The organism is Bernardetia aquimarina, assembly GCF_042180575.1.
Classification (GTDB): domain Bacteria; phylum Bacteroidota; class Bacteroidia; order Cytophagales; family Bernardetiaceae; genus Bernardetia.
The window spans coordinates 3,959,853-3,977,461 of the sequence record NZ_CP170094.1; the positions used below are offsets into that span (position 1 = coordinate 3,959,853).

Annotated in this window: 14 protein-coding genes and 1 pseudogene; 11 read left to right on the top strand and 4 right to left on the bottom strand. The window is 30.4% G+C overall.

All coding sequences use genetic code 11. The features are described from left to right. The first annotated feature begins 34 nt into the window (after positions 1–34). The 4 genes from ACE193_RS16985 (at position 35) to ACE193_RS17000 (ending at position 3,881) form a co-directional block, all read left to right on the top strand. Positions 35–1,372: a flippase gene (locus ACE193_RS16985; protein ID WP_375559417.1), complete on the top strand. Its 1,338-nt coding sequence runs from the start codon at positions 35–37 to the stop codon at positions 1,370–1,372. 59 nt (positions 1,373–1,431) lie between these two features. Continuing rightward, positions 1,432–2,385 carry a glycosyltransferase family 2 protein gene (locus tag ACE193_RS16990; protein ID WP_375559418.1) on the top strand — a complete coding sequence of 318 codons (954 nt, stop codon included), beginning with the start codon at positions 1,432–1,434 and terminating at the stop codon, positions 2,383–2,385. Positions 2,386–2,468: 83 nt separating this feature from the next. Then, on the top strand, positions 2,469–3,137 hold the full coding sequence (locus ACE193_RS16995; protein WP_375559419.1) for a class I SAM-dependent methyltransferase: 669 nt from the start codon (positions 2,469–2,471) through the stop codon (positions 3,135–3,137). A 96-nt stretch (positions 3,138–3,233) separates the two neighbouring features. Continuing rightward, a complete protein-coding gene (locus ACE193_RS17000; RefSeq protein WP_375559420.1) occupies positions 3,234–3,881 on the top strand; it encodes a hypothetical protein in 648 nt (215 codons plus the stop codon). A 5-nt stretch (positions 3,882–3,886) separates the two neighbouring features. Here ACE193_RS17000 and ACE193_RS17005 read toward each other — a convergent pair whose 3' ends face one another. Beyond that, on the bottom strand, positions 3,887–4,648 hold the full coding sequence (locus ACE193_RS17005; RefSeq protein ID WP_375559421.1) for a methyltransferase domain-containing protein: 762 nt from the start codon (positions 4,646–4,648) through the stop codon (positions 3,887–3,889). A gap of 67 nt (positions 4,649–4,715) precedes the next feature. On the opposite strand from ACE193_RS17005, the gene ACE193_RS17010 reads away from it, so the two are divergent. From ACE193_RS17010 to ACE193_RS17030, 5 genes are all read left to right on the top strand, one after another. Beyond that, entirely contained in the window at positions 4,716–5,963 is a 1,248-nt protein-coding gene (locus ACE193_RS17010) for a glycosyltransferase family 4 protein (protein WP_375559422.1), read from the top strand. A gap of 2 nt (positions 5,964–5,965) precedes the next feature. Continuing rightward, positions 5,966–6,811, top strand: a complete 846-nt coding sequence (locus ACE193_RS17015; protein ID WP_375559423.1) for a glycosyltransferase family 2 protein — start codon at positions 5,966–5,968, stop codon at positions 6,809–6,811. Between the two features lie 12 nt (positions 6,812–6,823). Next, positions 6,824–7,351 (top strand): hypothetical protein, encoded by a 528-nt coding sequence (locus ACE193_RS17020; protein WP_375559424.1) that lies wholly within the window; start codon positions 6,824–6,826, stop codon positions 7,349–7,351. Between the two features lie 42 nt (positions 7,352–7,393). Then, a complete protein-coding gene (locus ACE193_RS17025) occupies positions 7,394–8,659 on the top strand; it encodes a hypothetical protein (RefSeq protein ID WP_375559425.1) in 1,266 nt (421 codons plus the stop codon). Between the two features lie 186 nt (positions 8,660–8,845). Then, complete coding sequence (locus tag ACE193_RS17030; RefSeq protein ID WP_375559426.1) at positions 8,846–10,906, top strand: OmpA family protein; 2,061 nt, start codon at positions 8,846–8,848, stop codon at positions 10,904–10,906. Between the two features lie 48 nt (positions 10,907–10,954). Here ACE193_RS17030 and ACE193_RS17035 read toward each other — a convergent pair whose 3' ends face one another. Together ACE193_RS17035 and ACE193_RS17040 are read right to left on the bottom strand one after the other, a co-directional pair. Beyond that, positions 10,955–13,102 carry a GAF domain-containing protein gene (locus ACE193_RS17035; protein ID WP_375559427.1) on the bottom strand — a complete coding sequence of 716 codons (2,148 nt, stop codon included), beginning with the start codon at positions 13,100–13,102 and terminating at the stop codon, positions 10,955–10,957. A 108-nt stretch (positions 13,103–13,210) separates the two neighbouring features. Continuing rightward, positions 13,211–14,176 (bottom strand): VWA domain-containing protein, encoded by a 966-nt coding sequence (locus ACE193_RS17040; protein ID WP_375559428.1) that lies wholly within the window; start codon positions 14,174–14,176, stop codon positions 13,211–13,213. Between the two features lie 383 nt (positions 14,177–14,559). On the opposite strand from ACE193_RS17040, the pseudogene ACE193_RS17045 reads away from it, so the two are divergent. Next, positions 14,560–14,946 (top strand): annotated as a pseudogene (locus tag ACE193_RS17045) (GxxExxY protein). A 70-nt stretch (positions 14,947–15,016) separates the two neighbouring features. Continuing rightward, positions 15,017–16,537, top strand: coding sequence for a sodium:solute symporter (locus ACE193_RS17050; protein WP_375559429.1), 1,521 nt, complete (start codon positions 15,017–15,019; stop codon positions 16,535–16,537). 28 nt (positions 16,538–16,565) lie between these two features. Here the strand turns inward: ACE193_RS17050 and cdaA are convergent, their stop codons facing one another. Then, positions 16,566–17,390 (bottom strand): diadenylate cyclase CdaA, encoded by an 825-nt coding sequence (cdaA, locus tag ACE193_RS17055; protein ID WP_375559430.1) that lies wholly within the window; start codon positions 17,388–17,390, stop codon positions 16,566–16,568. Positions 17,391–17,609: the final 219 nt, after the last annotated feature.

Here is a 17,609-nt window from a genome sequence, read left to right on the forward strand (position 1 = left end):
CAAGAATATAGGAAATAAAATAGAAATTTGATAAATGGCTAAAATATTTGATAAAACACACTTTCTGAAATATGCCAAAAATACGAATTGGTTAATTTTAGAAAAATTACTACAAATAGTTTCTGGAGTATTTGTCGGCTTGTATGTTGCTCGTTATTTGGGTGCAGAACGTTTTGGTACTCTTAATTATGCTCAAAGTGCAGTTGTTTTATTTAATACACTTACTTTTTTAGGAATTACAGAAGTAATTACGAGAGAATTAATAACTGACTTCAAACTTCAACAAAAAATACTAGGAACTGCTTTAATCCTTCGCCTAGTTGGTGGTGGATTGTTTTTGCTTTCAATGCTTGTGTATATTTTTTTTTATGAACAGAATATAGAAACTCGTTGGCTTATTGGCATTATTTCTTTTGGTTATTTTTTCAATTCTTTTGATATTGTCATCTATTATTTTCAAGCAAAAGTAATTTCAGACCGAAAAGTAAAAGCCTTTTTAATTTCGCTTTCAATAGGCGCAATTCTGAAATTAGTTTTTATATTTCTTGAACTTCCTTTGATTTATTTTGCTATTGCTTTGGCTGCTGAAAATATAATTTTAGTTATTGCTTTGCTTGTAGGTTATCAACTTGAATCAAAAGACCTTTTTAAATGGAGATTTGATAAAATTGTTGCCAAAAGACTTATTCTAACTGCTTTACCTCTATTAATCAGCAATGGCTTGATGAGTATTTATATGCGAATAGACCAAGTAATGATAGAAAAGATACTCCAAGATGATGCTCAAAATGGCTATTATGCTGCTGCTGTTCGACTTAGTGAAATGTGGTATTTTGTTCCTCTTTCTATTTGTGCTTCTGTTTTTCCTGCTATTCTTCATGCAAAGGCAAGTGATGAAAAACGGTATCAAATGCGCCTACAACAACTATTTGATGTCTTGGGTTGGTTTGCTATTTTGGTAGCTTTGTTTTGTTTTTTGTTCAGTGATTGGATTATTTTATTGGCGTATGGAAAAGAATATGTTCCTTCTGCTGAAATTTTGACAATTCATATTATAGGAGGCTTTTTTATATCTATTGGTGCAGTAAGTGGAAAATGGATTTACGCCGAAAAACTGGAAAAAATTGTCTTTTTCAGAACACTGTTAGGTGCAATCGTTAATATTATTCTGAATTGGTATTTTTTGCCTATCTATGGAATAAAAGGTGCAGCTTGGGCAACTGTCATTTCTTATTTATTGGTTTATACGATTAGTAATTTATTTCATGAAAAATTAATTAAGTTGGTTCTCTTTCAAATTCGTATTTTTACGTTTCCTTTCCGAATAAATCAATTCATACAAACTTATTTGGAGGAAAAAAGAAAAAAATAAGTAACTGATACTTCTTGCCGTTGTCGGTGTCTCCACTGACGACACAAAAACAATAAAAAATGCCTACAAAAGTGCTTGTCGTAGTGGTGGTTTATAATGGAATGCCTTTACTTTCAGAGTGTATCGAAAGTATAGAAAAAAGCAGTACAGATAATTCCTGTAAAGTAGATTTATTTGTAGTTGATAATGCTTCGACAGATGAATCTAAAACATATTTAGAAAAAAACACTTCAAAAATACATCAACTTATTTTCTTAGATAAAAATGTAGGCTTCGGAAAAGGAAATAATTTGGGGATGAAATACGCTTTAGAAAACGATTATGATTTTGTTTTTTTATTGAATCAAGATGCTTGGTTTACTCAAAACTCTATTCCTGTTTTGGTAGAAAAAGCAATTCAAAATCCTGAATACGGAATTTTGTCGCCTCTACAAGTCAATACAGAAGGAAATTATTTTGACCCAAATCATTATTTACATTTAAAAGAAGTAGTTCCCAGTTTAGAGAATAATCCAAATAAAGATTTTGATATAGAATTAATAGAGCTTCCTTTTACAAATGCAGCCGCTTGGCTAATTTCAAAAGAATTTTTACAAAAAATAGGAGGATTTGACCCTCTTTTTTTCTTGTATGGAGAAGATAATGATTTGAATAATAGACGAACTTTTCATCAATTAAAAATGGGAGTTGTTACAAATAGCATCGTTCATCACGCTCGTTATAAAGGACATACACAACAAAAAAAGTCATTTTCAGAACGAAAAAAGCAACTTACGACTCGCTTTTATTCCGACCAAATCGCATTTTTTAAAAATATCAATTATTCATTCAAAAATAGAAAAGTAAAAAGTTTTTCTCATACAGCAAAAAGAGCATTGAGACATTTACAAAAAAATGAAATAGTAGAGTTTTGGGCAGAATGGAATGCTTACTTTCGTATCTTAAAAAACCTAGAGGTTATCAAAAAACAACGATTAATTTGTCAAGAAGAAGCTCCTCATTTTTTAGAATAATTAAACTGTGTGTTCAGTTCCCCAGAACTAAACAAAATGCTTTCTCAAAAGCGTGATTAATAGACCTTACAAACTCATTAAAAATGAACAACAAAAAAGTAAAAAACGTAAAAGCCTACACAGGTACACGCCCAGATATTATAAAACAGCTTTCTACACCAAAAAAAGTCTTAGATGTAGGTTGTAATGAGGGTGCATTGGGCGAATCTATAAAAGCACTTTTTTCAGAAAGTCATGTAACAGGAATTGATTATAATTCGGAAGCCATAGAAATAGCCAAAAATAGATTGGATGAAGCCTATACAATTGACTTAGAGAATCAAAACGCCTTGCCTAATTTTTTAGAAAATAAAGAATTTGATACTATTATCTGTGCTGATGTTTTGGAACATATTCGTTTTCCTTGGAAAGTTGTCGAAGAGCTTTATAATCATCTTTCTGAAAACGGGAAAATTATTATTTCTCTGCCTAATTTTGGTTTTTGGGAATCTTTTTTTCATTTGCTCAATCAAAAATTACCAATGAGAGATAGAGGAATTTATGACGATACGCACCTTCGTTTTTTTATGCGTAAAAATCTGCCTTCTCTTGCTCCAAAAAATGCAACATTCAAAATTGCAGCACGAAATTACCGTTTGAAAGAAACAGGAAAAACACCTTTAGATGGAATCTTTATTCCAGTTTTGAATAAATTACCTCTTTTTAAAGACTTGATTACTTTTCAGTTTATTACTACGATTGAGAAAAAATAGTAAAAGTTGTCGGTGAGATGCTGACAACGTCTTGAGAGATAACTATGACTTTTACTTTTTGTAATTTTTTTTATACATAAAAAAACTAGAGAATCTATGTATTATGCAAATAGATGGAATGTATCATTTGTGCTTTTTGACAAAGAAGCATACAATACAGCTATTAATAAAGATATATCTGTAAAGAATAAATATTTAATTTTGAAAAAAGCCCTAGAAGTTGTTGATATGGAAAGCATATTTAAGAACAAACAAATTAGTTATTTTGTCGATAATAAAATTTTGTCTGAAGATTTAATTAGATATGATTACAGACAGGCTCAATTAGTTTTAAAATATTTTGATGAGTTAGACAGATACGATTCTTCGATGATGATGTATGAGAATTTAAATGACTATTATATCTTTTTCCAGTCAAGTGCTTATTTGAAAAATATATGGTTTTGTAAGCCTAAAATTATGTTTACACATCATATGCTATCAGCAGCGAAAGAAGGTAGTAGTGAACTCAATAAGATTTTGAATACAACATCGTTTTTAGGTAGAAATGAGTATTTACAAAAAGGCTTTGATTATGAGTCTTTAGATGAGAAAACGGCAAAAAAAATAAATGAATACACTATGCTGCATTATTTAGAAGGAGAAAATCTACCAAAATTTATAACTCAAGAAAGACCAATTTTTAGAGATATGTTAGAAGGAATAGGAAAACAGAAGTATCTATGCTGGATAGTTAGAACATAAACAATTCAAATTTTGGTAGCACAAAATAAAATATCTTCATCTAATAACCCATACTTGAATTGCTCATCAGAATCGAAGTTTTTTGAGCTAAATTGCTCTACTTCAAATCCTACATTTTTGATTTTAGCATCAAAATCAGTTCCGTACATACGCACATGGTCAGTTTGTCCGAATGCTTTTAGGCGTTCTTCTGGAGAGGTAAGCGACCAATCTTCATACGTTTTTTCTAATTTTTGGTCAAGGGGAACTAATAAAATAGCTTTTCCATTTGGTTTCAAAACTCTATAAATTTCTTCTAAGGCTTTTGTATCATCTGGAATATGTTCCAAAACATGAGAACAAAGCACCACATCAAATGAATTATCTTTTTCTGGCAATTCTGTTAAATCATAATTTTTAGTGATTTTTGGATATTCATAACCTTCTTCAAACTTATCACAAGGCGTATAATCGATTATATTTTTTTTATCTAATTCTATCAAACGACGAAAAAGGGCAGGTTCAGGAGCAACATGTAAAACCTTTAATTTTCCTTCTTTACTATTTTCATTTTGTAATAAATTCTCTTGTTCCAAAAAAAGCCACGTCAAACGGTGTCTTTCCAAAGAGCTACAAATCGGACAATAGGCATTCGAACGAGGAATAGTTCCATACGGAAAAAACGTAGCTAAATTATTCTGACAACAAGGACAAAAAACATAATTTCCTTTGAGCGTTTTTTTTAAAATAAATTCTTTTACTGATTTGGGAAGCCATTTTGTAGCCATAATTTATAAAATAAAGATAGAGTTTGAATTAACTTTGTAGATTTGTAGGCAAAAATACTTTAAAAAAATGAAACTACTTTTTCTTTCACATTATGGAGAGTTGCTTGGTGCAAATCGTTCCTTACTTAGCCTATTAAAAGGCTTAAAAAATCATACTACTAAAAATATAAAACCTTTTGTTATCGTAGCTGGGGAAGGAGAGTTTACAGAGGAGTTACAAAAAAATGATATTGAATTTAAGATTATTCCCTTTTTGCTCAATATGCAAGTTATTTCTCCCAAAGAAAAAGGACTAAAAAAGCTACTTCGCTCTTTATTTTTCAAGTATTCTGCCATTCAATCAAAAATGAAAAATGAAAAAGCTATTTTAAAGATTTTGAAATGGGTAGAGCAAAAAAATATTGATATTATTCATTCAAACTCCTCTGTTTTTGATGTGGGGCAGCTTGTAGCGAACGTCTTATATATTCCACATATTCAGCACTTTAGAGAGTTTGGCGATAAAGATTATTTTCTTGTTCCTTATACATCGTGGCAAAATGTCCGTCAAGAATGGCAAAAATTAGATGCCAAAATTGTTATTTCAAAAGCTATTCAGAATCATCATTTCCCAACTGAAAATAGTCGAAAAAATGAAGAAGATAAACAAAATACATTTCTAATTTATAATGGAATTTTTGAAAAGCAAGTTTTTGAAGATTTGAAAAAACAGTTCGAACAAATAAAAACCAATAATCAAACTACGCAAAAACCATTTATTTTTAGCATTTTAGGACTTTTACATCCAGCTAAAGGACAAAGCGAAGCTATAAAAGCCTTTGCAGAAATTCAAAAAAAATACTCAAATACAGTTTTACAGATTATCGGAAAATCAAATTTTAAAGGCTATCAAGAAGAGTTAGAAAATTTGGTGAAAGAATATTCTTTAGAAGGAAAAGTAATTTTTGAAGGGTATATTTCAAATCCTATCTCAAAACTTTTGGAAAGTGATGTTCTTTTGATGTGTTCGGAAGCCGAAGGAATGGGACGAGTAACGATTGAGGGAATGGCGTGTGGTTGTGTCTTGATAGGAAAAAACAGTGGTGCGACAAGCGAACTTATTGAAGATAAAATAGATGAAAAGAAAACAGGTTTTTTATATAATTCGGATTATCAAAACTTAGCAAAAAAAATGGCTTTTTCAATAGAAAATCAAGAGTTATGTAATGAAATAAGACAAAATTCGTTTGAGTTTGTGAAAGAAAATTTTAGTACAGAAAATTATGTTTCTAAGGTAATAGATGTTTATGATACTATCTTACAAGACAACAAATAAAAATGAAAAAAATAAAATTCTCAACACTCACAATCGCTACCGTTTGTTACAATGCAGCCGAAGAGCTAGAAAAAACAATCCAAAATGTAGCAAATCAAACCTACCCAAATATTGAATATATTATCATTGATGGAAACTCAAAAGACAATACTTTAGAGGTTATAAAGAAATATGAAGAGAATATTTCAAATTACATAAGTGAAAAAGACAATGGAATTTATGATGCGATGAATAAAGCCATAAATTTGGCTAGTGAAAGCAAGAGAAGTGATTATATTCTGTTTATGAATGCTGGAGATACTTTTGTAAATGATAAAATTATTGAAGAAGTTTTTACAGAAATCTATCAAAATTTTGATTCTAAAACAGATTTTCCAGACCTTATTTATGGAGATTATAAAGTCATTAATCAAACCTTTTCAGAAACAGTAAAAGCAGAATCATTAGAAAAAACGTGGAGAGGAATGAAATTTTGTCATCAAAGTATGCTTTTAAAAACGAGTTTAGCCAAAAAACAGCTTTTTTCTGGAAAGTATATCACTTCAGATTTTGAGCAAGTTTATGAACTCTATAAAACAGGAATTTCATTTTATTATTTCCCAAAATCAATAGCCAACTTCAAAACAGATGGATTGAGTAGTAAAAATAAACTCAAAGTTCGTTTTGAATCTAAAGAAATTGTGCAAAAACATGATAAAAGTGTTAAAACGGCTTTCTCATTTTGGAAACTTATCGTTTGGACGTATTTTGTAGAAACTTTGCGTAATGTCTTACCTACTTCTTTTTTTGAGAAAATGGAAAAAATGAAGACTAAAATTTTTGGAGGAAGGAAAGAAATTAAAAAATAAACTTTGACGATTATGAATATAATTAAATTAGAAGAAAAATATGACAAAGAAAAATCTATGCGCCTACTTTTGATAAAATGGAACATAGCTCATTTAAAAACTATAAAAAGTATAAAAATTTCATTCTTTGTATTACTTACTTTTATAACTTTACATTTTGTTACATATACAAAATCTGAGCCTTACAATCCTTATACTCTTTTTGTTATAATTATTGGGGGTATTTTATTGATTGCAGTTTCTGTTGTTATTTATAGTCGTTTTAAATATAAAAAAATAGTAACGAAAATAGTTGATGATTTTGGTAAAAATATAACAGGTTGTTGTTATGAGTTTTCAAATCAATCGATTAGATATTATGATGATATAAGGCAAACAGAGCTTAAATGGGAAGCTGTTTCATATTATTCCAATTACAAAGAATTTTTGTTGATTTGGATAAATAATGATTTTATGGTATTTGACACAAAGGACGAACCTATTTATGAAGAAATACAAAGTTTAATCGAAAGTAAATTACCATACAAAAAAGTAATTTAACTTATTACCAATCAAAATATTCACTCTTACCACAAACCAATCATGAAAACAAACTTCTACAAAAAAAACATTTTTATTGGCTTATTCTTTTTAAGTTCTCTATTTTTTTCAAATTCTGCTTTTAGTCAAAAAACAGTAACAGAGTATTTCAATGATTTACAGACTTCGTACACTCAAAAAAAGTATGATTCGATGCTTTATTATGCTCAAATTTTGGATACCCTTCGGCCAAATCATCCAACTGTTCTCAATTACTTAGCATTGTCTTATTCATTAAATAAAGATTCAAAACAAACAGAGAAAACTCTTCAAAAATTAGCTCTCATTAATGCTGATACTTCTATTTTAAATAATGAAGAACTTATTAGTTCGCTCAAAAAATCTCAACTCAAAAACCTTCAAAAACTTTGGAACAAACAAAATGAAAAAGTAGAAAATAGCAAAAAAGCATTTTTACTTCCTGCAAGACACATTGAAGGAATCACTTTTATAGATAAAGAAAAAATGGCTTTTGCTTGTATCAATAAACCTGCTATTGGGTTTTTAGAAGGACAAGACACTTCATATATAGAAATGAAAATGCCAGTAATGAACCTTTTTTATGTAAAAGAAACTCAAAAATTATGGGGAGTAACCAGCGAAATGCAAAACTCGTCGCTTTACAAAGAAGAAAACAAAGGAAAAGCAACCATTTTTTGTATGGACGGAAATACAAACGAAGTGCTTTTTGAATACGAACTTTCAGATTCTTTAGACCATGTTTTGGGAGAAATAAAGCAGGGAAAAGATGGAAAAATGTATTGTACAGATAGCCAAAATCCGATTATTTATGTTTGGAATGAAGAAACTCAAAAACTAGATGTAAAATGGACAAATCCAAAATGGCGTTCATTGCAAGGAATTGCTTTTTCAGATAATGGAAAATGGGCTTTTGTGGCAGATTATTCTTCTACCATTTATCAAATAAATATTCAGACAGGGAAAATGACAGCTTTAGAAGCTCCAAAAGGCTTTTCATTCAAAACTACTGACGGACTTTATCTCTATAAAAACAAACTTATTACAATTCAAAATGGAACAGTTCCGATGCGAATTTCAAGTTTTGAGCTAGATATGGAAAAGCAAAAAGTAACAAAAGGAAAAATTTTGGAACAAGGAAATAATCATTTTGGAGAACCTACAAATGGTGTTTTGTATGAAAATAAATTTTTATATATTGCTAATAGCCAATGGGGAAATTATGACAGAGAAAACAAACCAAAAGAAGACTGGAAACCTGTTGTTATTTTGGAAATAGAAATTGAATAAAAATAAGAAATTGTAAAATAGCTATGAAAGATATTTATAGAAGTATTGGTTTAAAAAAAGAAGAAAAATAGTATTTTGACCGTTAATAAATATGAATGTTATGATAAAAAGGCTTTGCATCATTTTTGAAGCAAAGCCTTTTTAGTTATTTTTGATAGTTATAAGAAAGCACTTATTTAATGAAATATGAAAAAAAGAATAGTTATAATTTTATTGGTTTTTTTGAAAATCCCTCTTTGTTTTTCACAAATTGGTTATAATGAAAAGGAATATTTTCTGAATGGAAAAGAAGACCTTAAAAATGAAAAATATCGAAGTGCACTCTATTATTTTGATGAAATAAAATCCGAAAACTCTCTCCATCAAGATGCAAAATATTATGCTGCTATTTGTAAGTTACATTTGCATTTACAAGAACAGGCTCTGAGCGAATTGAAGGCTGTAAATGTAACACATCTCAAAGAAAATACTCATTATTTTTATTGGTTAGCAGAGGCATATTTTCTCAATGAAGAGTTTGGAAATGCTCTTGAAATGCTTAAAATCTATGCTGACCATAATCAAAAAAATAGAATAGAAACCTACGACAAACTTCTTTCTCATCTCAGAACGGCATTAGAAATCTATCAAAGACCTGCAAATTATTTGGTGAAAAATATGGGGCAACACGTCAATTCGCCTTTTCATGATTTTGGAGTGAGTAAAATTCCGTATTCTGATAATCTGATTTATAGTAGTAATAGACTGAGTTTTAAAGAAAAAATTACTGACCGTTATGATACCGAAATACTTACGCTCTACAATGCCAAAATAGAAAAAAATGGAACAATAGAAGAAATTGAGCAATGGAATAAATCAGAGTCTTTGGATTCTCAATTTAGTGTTTTGCAGATTTTGAAATATGAACTTACTAGCAGCGATAAAACTTTTCTTATTTCTCAAAATGGAGATTTGAAAACACTCAAACGTGAAAAAGGAGTTTGGCAAACACCTCAATCATTCTCAGAGATATTAAGTGAAGAAAAGGGAATTCAAGAATATGCCTGTCTTTCTTATGATAAAAAAATGCTTGTTTTCGCTTCTGATTATAAATCAAAAGGAAATTATGAACTTTTTGTTGCCATAAGAGAAAATGTAGAAAAAGATTTTGAGAAGCCTCAAGTTTTAGATAAAATAAATTCTAAATCAAGTGAAGTAACCCCTTTTTTAGATAGAAATAATATACTTTATTTTAGTTCGAATAGAGAAAATTCGGCAGGAGGCTTTGATGTTTTTAAGGCAGAGTTTGATACTACTTCAAAGCTGTGGAAAGAACCAGTAATTCTTCCTTATCCAGTCAATAGTGTCGCTGATGATTTATATTTTAGCATTGATAACTCTAAAAATCAAACGAATCAATTAGGTTATTTTGTTTCTAATAGAATAAATGGACAAGGAGGAGATGATATTTATGAAGTGTTCTTTTTTGATTCAGTAGAGGTAAAAGGACAATTTAGAGAACGAACACTAGAAAAAAAACCAGTCCAAAATGCTGATATTATATTCAAAAGTATAAATTATGCAGTAGATAGCGCAACTTTTCAAACTAAAACAGATGAAGAAGGGTTTTATGAAATTAATATTCCAATATATTTGAAAAGCAAAGTTGAAAAGCAAGTAAATTCTAATTATCAAATGAAACCAAATAATGAAACTGTTTTTAATATAGAAATACGTTATCAAAATAGATTAGCTTATCAAGACCAAATTTCATTAAATCCTTATATGCTTGCTCAACGGAATTCTAAAAATTATGTAATCAATGCGTATTTGTATGTAGAAGAAAAAATTGTTACAAATGAAAGTCAGTCAGAAAATAAGAAATTATTACAAAAACTGATTAATAACTCATCTATAAATAAAGGTAAAAGTATAACACTAAAAAATATTTATTTTGAAAATGGAAATGCTACTTTGAAACCAGAATCTTATCAAATGTTAGAAGAGGTAGCAGGTTTTTTAAATGAAAATCAATCAATTTCTTTGGAGATAATTGGGCATACAGATAATGTGGGAACTGCCTCTCAAAATCTTATTTTATCTAAAGAAAGAGCGCAAAGTATAATTGATTTTTTGATAGAAAAAGGAGTAGAAAAAACAAGATTGAAAGCAAATGGCTATGGACAAGAAAGACCAATCGCTAGTAATGACGACGAGAAAGAAGGACGAGAACTAAATCGCAGAATTGAAGTAAAGGTTTTGGATTAGAATTTTAATTTTTCAGTTGTGCAGCCACTGGTTGCATAATTTATCTTTTTATATAATTGGCTCAATATCTTCATACTCTGTAAAACGAACAGGGTTAAGCGAAGTTACGTCTCTATTCACAATAGCAAAACCAGTAATTACTCCATTGGTAGCAATAAGAGGGAAGAATTCTAATTCATAATACATATCTTCAAATTCAGAGTTTTTGATATTCGAAACCATTGTAAATGATTCGCCACCCAAAGCACGTTCATAATAAGGCTTCCAGTATTCAAGTTGTTCTTGTGTTAAGATTTCTAAAATATTTGAGCCATTCGGAACTTCTGTACCTTTTAATCTTCGAAGCATTGCAGCATACGAACGATTCAGAACCTTAATGTTATAGTGTTGATCAAGAGCCAAAATCATACTTTTTGTGCTATTTACAACAGCTTCGTAGTTAGTTAAGCGTTCTCTCAAATCTCCTTGAATGCGTTCTAGTTCTTCTTGGGTAGTGGTAAGCTCTTCCATACTTTGACGCATTTCCTCTTCTTGCGCTCGCATCTGTTCGGCATACATTTGAGATTCTTCTAAAAGTAATTTTGTGCGTTCATTACTTCGTACATTGGAAAGAGTTGCAGCCACACTTTCAGATAATTTAATGACAAAAGCAAGCTGATATTCTTCAATGGGTTTGAAAGAAGCAATTTCAATAACACCGTGTACTTCATCATTCGAAATCAAAGGAACAATTAATAGATAACTAGGTGTTGCTTCTCCTAGACCAGAAGTAAGACGAATATAATCAGAAGATATTTGATTAAAGTACAAATGTCCTTTTTCCATAACTGCCTGACCTAAAAGCCCTTGTTCGACAGGAATAGATTGTTTTATGAATTTCTGTTTGTTGTAGGCATAAGCAGCTTTTAAGACTAGATTTGCTTTTGCATCTTTATCATCTCCTTCTTTTTCTAAACTATAAATTCCACCTTGATTGGCATCTAAATAATGAACTAAATTAGAGATAAGTTGATAAGAAAGGGCTTGCATATCTTGTGCATGTTGGCGCAAAATATCTGAAAATTTTGCTGTTCCTTCATTCGCCCAGTTTCTTCGTTTGTCTTCTTCAGAATTTTGTTTTAGGTCATTTCGCATCTCCAAAAGAGCGTATCCCAATGTATCTTTTTTGCTTCTGACTTCAAATGCCTCATCAAAATTCCCTTTTCCTACTTGGGTTGCAAAATCTGTAATATGCTCTAATCCTTGTGAAAAACGACTCAAATCTTGAATCAAATTACCTACTTCATCGTGAGAACGAGCCAAAAGATTACGAGAAATATCACCTGCTGCCAAACGATTGATAAGCTGACGAATTTTGAGAAGTGGATGTAGAGAGGTCTTGACAACAAACCAATATCCTAAACCAATAACGATAGCATTAATTAAGAAAAGTGCAACCATCCAATAACGCAAACGAATTTGGTCATAATGCAAACGAGTAGAAAGGGAATTTTCTAAATTTTTATTAAGTAAAATGAGTTTTTCAGCATTTCTGATAATGAAATTTACATCTGGAACAATATTTCCATTTAAGACATTATCAAACCGATATTCCATTTTTCTATAATTGGTAGAAAAGTTGGTAGATGTTGTTGTTTCATCAAATGAATATGATAAATCATCCAAACCACTCAAACCTCCTAAATTCCCCAAAGAAAATAAATCTTCTTCTACTGGAAGTTGTGTTGTTGTACTTGTTTTTTCAGGGATATAATAGACAAGAACACTATCATGATGCAACTGAGTAGTCGTTCTTATTTTGGTAAATCGTTTGTCAAATTCTTTCCAAAGGCGTTGAAAGGCTATTAATTGGTTAGTAATATCTTCTCCGACAGGCTCTACTTCTATTTCTTCATCAAAACGAGCTTTATATATTCCTCCATTTTGCAAAATATCTAAATGAGAATTAATCGAACTTACTCGGTTACTAAGGTCATTAAGGTCAGTTTGTTGGTTGCCATCTACTACATTTCGGAGATAAAAAATAGCTTGTTGAATTGCCATTCCATTGCGCTGGGCAATATCTAACTTTGTTCCATCATCTAAAATATTAGAATCTAGTCGAAAAACTAAAAAATAGTGAAGTAAAAGCATCACAAACAATCCTGAAAACAGAATAGCTAATTTTTGACTAATTTTTAGATGTTGGAAATTCATAAATAATAAGGAATAATTATCAAAACTATTCAGAAAAAAATAGTAGAATCAAAAGATACAAAAAGAATTTAGCAGTTTCAATTTTTGGAAACCTTTTTAATAAAAAAATTAAATTTTAATTACTTTGATGGTAAATAAAACGTCAATAATTGCCAAAAACAAGGCTGCATACAAGAAATAATAATATTTATTTGTCGTTGTATCAATTTGCTTTACACCTCTTACTTCTCCTTGAATAGATTGAATAGAGTTTATTAGTCGTTGAACATCATTTTTTGTTTCTCCAATTTCAAAATATTTACCTCCTGTTTGACTTGCTAAGTCTTGCAAATCAGATGGATTTAATTTTGTAATAATCGTTTCTCCATTGCGTTGGTCTTTTTTGAAACCACTTCCACTAGGTATTTTCCCTCCTTGTTCTGTTCCGATTCCTAAAGCAAAAAGTTTGATGCCCAAATCTTCAATTTCATCGATAGCATCGCCAGTTTCTTCTCCAAAATCTTCTCCATCACTTATCATAATGATAATTTTTGAATTTGTTTTGGTTTCTTTATCACTTTCAAATTTTTCTAAAGCCATTTTCAAAGGTGGTGCAAAATCAGTTCCTCCACTTGGTACAAGTCCAGTATTCAATGATTCTAAGATTAGTCTCAATGCACTTTGGTCGCTTGTAAGTGGACATTGTAAGAATGCTTCCGATGAGAAAATTATAATCCCTTGTCTATCCGACGGAAATGCTGCCGTAATTCCTTTGAGTTCGTGTTTTATTCGCTCCATTCTTGAAGGTTGAATATCTATGGCATCCATCGAACGAGATAAATCTACCAAATAAAAAATATCTTTACCTACACTTTTTACTTCTTGTTTTGTTTCACCAAAAGAAGGTCCTAAAAGAGCCAAAATAAGTAAAGTAAAATAGCTACTTCGGAGTGCAAATTTTAACCAAACATATTTCGAAGAAGTCCGAAGGTAGGTTGCCTTTTTATGCGTTCTAAAAATATAAAGTCCATATAAAAGTAAAAAAATAAGAATAAATACAGTTTCAAGAATTCCTAAATCGTTGTTCCAAATCATAATATAATAAAAAGTCTAGGTATTTGTTGGTGTTGCTATCACGAAAATACCAACAAAGGCGTGTTTTTTAATTAAAATAATTGAGTGAAAGTAAGCAAAAACTGTGATTTATAGGAATTTTTTAGTGTAATTTATCAAAATTGCACTCAATTTATCTTGATACTTTGCTATAATTTTGAACTACTTAGCCTTATTGGTTGATGATTTTTATGATCTATATGATGAATGAAGATTAAATACAATGAAGGACTCGCTTTTTTATTTTAGAAGTTGTTATTATTGGTTTTTATTCAGTAAAATTGCATTCCTATTTATTTTAATTCATAAAAAACATTGACTAATATACATTAGGATTCTCTTTTTTTACCATAAAAAATAATTTCATGCAAAAAGCAAACTATCAACATAGTGACCTAACGAAAAAAATTATAGGAGCATTTTTTACTGTTTATAACACGCTAGGTCATGGTTTTTTGGAAGCTGTGTATGAAAAAGCATTATGTATAGAACTGACTAAAATAGGATTGAAAGCACAAACCCAAATTCCTATAAAAGTATATTATAATGAGTTTGAAGTATGACATTATTTTGCTGATATATTAGTAGAGGATAAAGTTATTTTAGAATTAAAGGCTATCAAAAACCTTTTAGCCGAACATGAAGCACAATTACAAAATTATTTAAAAGCGACTGGTTTGGATGTTGGCTTATTATTGAATTTTGGAGTAGAGCCTGTATTTAAAAGAAGAACAAGACTTATAAAAAAATAAATTTGTATTTATCTTCACTCATCATAAAAATCATATAGATCATTAACCAATAAGTTCCAGTATTTTAAACATGTCCCCACAAACTACCCTTTTCGTTCTTATCGCTTATTTCGGAGTTTTATTCTTTATTTCTTGGCGCACATCAAGAGGCGCAACTACCGAAACTTTTTTCACTGCCAATCGAAATGCACCTTGGTATTTGGTGGCTTTCGGAATGATTGGTGCATCACTTTCTGGTGTTACTTTTATCTCTGTTCCAGGGCAGGTGGGAGCGAATGCCTTTAGTTATATGCAAATCGTTTTTGGCTATTTATTGGGTTATTTGGTCATCGCAACCGTTTTGCTTCCTCTATATTACAAACACAATCTAACTTCCATTTATGAATACCTAAATACTCGTTTTGGTTTTTGGTCGTACAAAACAGGAGCTAGTTTTTTTATTTTATCTCGGATTGTAGGCTCTGCTTTTCGTTTGTTTTTGGCTGCTGGTGTATTGCAGATTTTTCTTTTTGAGCCATTAGGAATTCCGTTTGAAATAGCTGTTTTTGTTACGATTATTTTGGTTTTGCTTTATACTTTTCAAGGAGGAATCAAGACGATTGTTTGGACAGACACCCTGCAAACTCTTTTTATGCTTTTAGCTGTCGGAATTACGATTGTAATGATAGGAAAAGAACTAGGATTAAATTCTATTTCAGAAATTTATGCTTCTGTTTCGGATAATTCTATGAGCAAAACCTTCTTTTGGGATATGAATACACCAAAAAATTTCTATAAACAGTTTTTGGGAGGTGCTTTTATTGCTATCACAATGACAGGATTAGACCAAGATATGATGCAAAAAAACTTGTCTTGCAAAACGCTCAAAGAATCTCAAAAAAATATATTTTGGTTTAGTATCGTCTTAGTTTTTGTCAATTTATTGTTCCTTGCTATGGGTGCGCTTTTATATATGTATGCAGGCGCAAAAGGAATAGAAATTCCAGAAGCAACAGATATGCTTTATCCAATTATTGCCAAAAATCATTTGCCAGCTCTTGCAGGAATTTTATTTTTAATCGGAATTATTGCAGCAGCTTATTCTAGTGCAGATTCGGCTCTTACAGCTCTTACGACTTCTTTTTGTGTGGATTTTTTAGGTTTTAATGATAAAGACTCTTCAAATTCGATTTTGACAGATAAAAATACAGAAACTAAAATCATTGATTTACCCCAAAAACAAGTTTTAAACGAACAAGAAAAAAAATCTACTCGCTTGAAAGTACAAGTCGGTTTTGCAGCCGTTTTATTTTTTGTAATTGTGGCACTTCATTATATCAATGATAGATCAGTTATTGATGGAATTTTTACGGCAGCAGGTTATACTTATGGTCCTTTATTGGGTTTGTATGCCTTTGGAATGTTTACCAAAATTCAAATAAAAGATAATTTTACACCTTTTATTTGTGTGATTGCGCCTATTATTACATTTTCTTTGGTTTCATTTATCAATAATTCGCCTGAAATTTTTGGAGGTTATAAAATCGGTTACGAAGCTATTTTGATAAATGGTGGACTTACTTTTTTAGGGCTTTTGTTGGCTAAGAAATAAAAATTATTTGTAATACTATCTACAGAATTTAGTTTGGCAAAGGCACAGCGTCAATTTCTTTTTCTTCAGCAGACAAATATTCATTGAGCATTTGACGAGTCTGTTGTGGAGATAGATTTTTTGTGATTTTTCCATTTTTTACGATAGAAATTTGCCCTGTTTCTTCAGAAACTATCAAAACTAGCGTACTTGTTCCTTCACTCATTCCGATAGCTGCACGATGTCGCATTCCTAAAGAAGCAGGGATTTGTTCGTTGGTCGAAAGAGGTAACCTACAACGAGCAGCCATTATACGACCCTTATAAAAAATAGCTGCACCATCATGCAAAGGGCTATTTTTGAAAAATATAGATGAAATAATTCGTTTTGAAATTTTGGCATCAATAATATCACCTGTTTCAGCATATTTTTCCATATCATCAAAACGAGAAATTACGATAAGTGCGCCTGTACTTGTACGAGCCATTTCCTTTGTCGAATCTACTATGGCATCGATATTCCAAATTATATTTGCTGTATCTTTTCCAAAAAGACTATTCCAAAAATCAGAATTAAAGGCAGGAGCTTTTCCAATCAGAAGCAAAAAACGACGCAATTCATCTTGAAACAAAACCACAGCAGCTACTACACCCACACCCATAAATTGCCCCAAAATAGAAGACAAAAGCTCCATTTCGGTAGCCTGCACAATAAGGTATAAAAAATAGAGCGACAAAAAACCAATAAACACACGTAGTGCAACCGTTCCTCTGACGAGCTTATAAAAATTATAAATTAAAAGTCCAACCAGTAGAATATCAAAAATATCTACCCATTTTACCTCCAAAAATCCAATATTGAAACAGAAAAACAAGCCTTTTTAGTGATTAGTGATAAATGATTAGTGATAAATGAATTTAAAGTCCTCCAAATTCATCTGTCTTAAACAAAAGTAAGATAAAATAATAAATAAATCATATCCTCCAAAAAGGAATTACTCTATTTCAATTATTATTTTTTGAAAATTATAATAAAGGAGTACGAATTCTAAGTTAGAAATGAGCTATTAAAAACGGGTTCTATCCGTAATTTT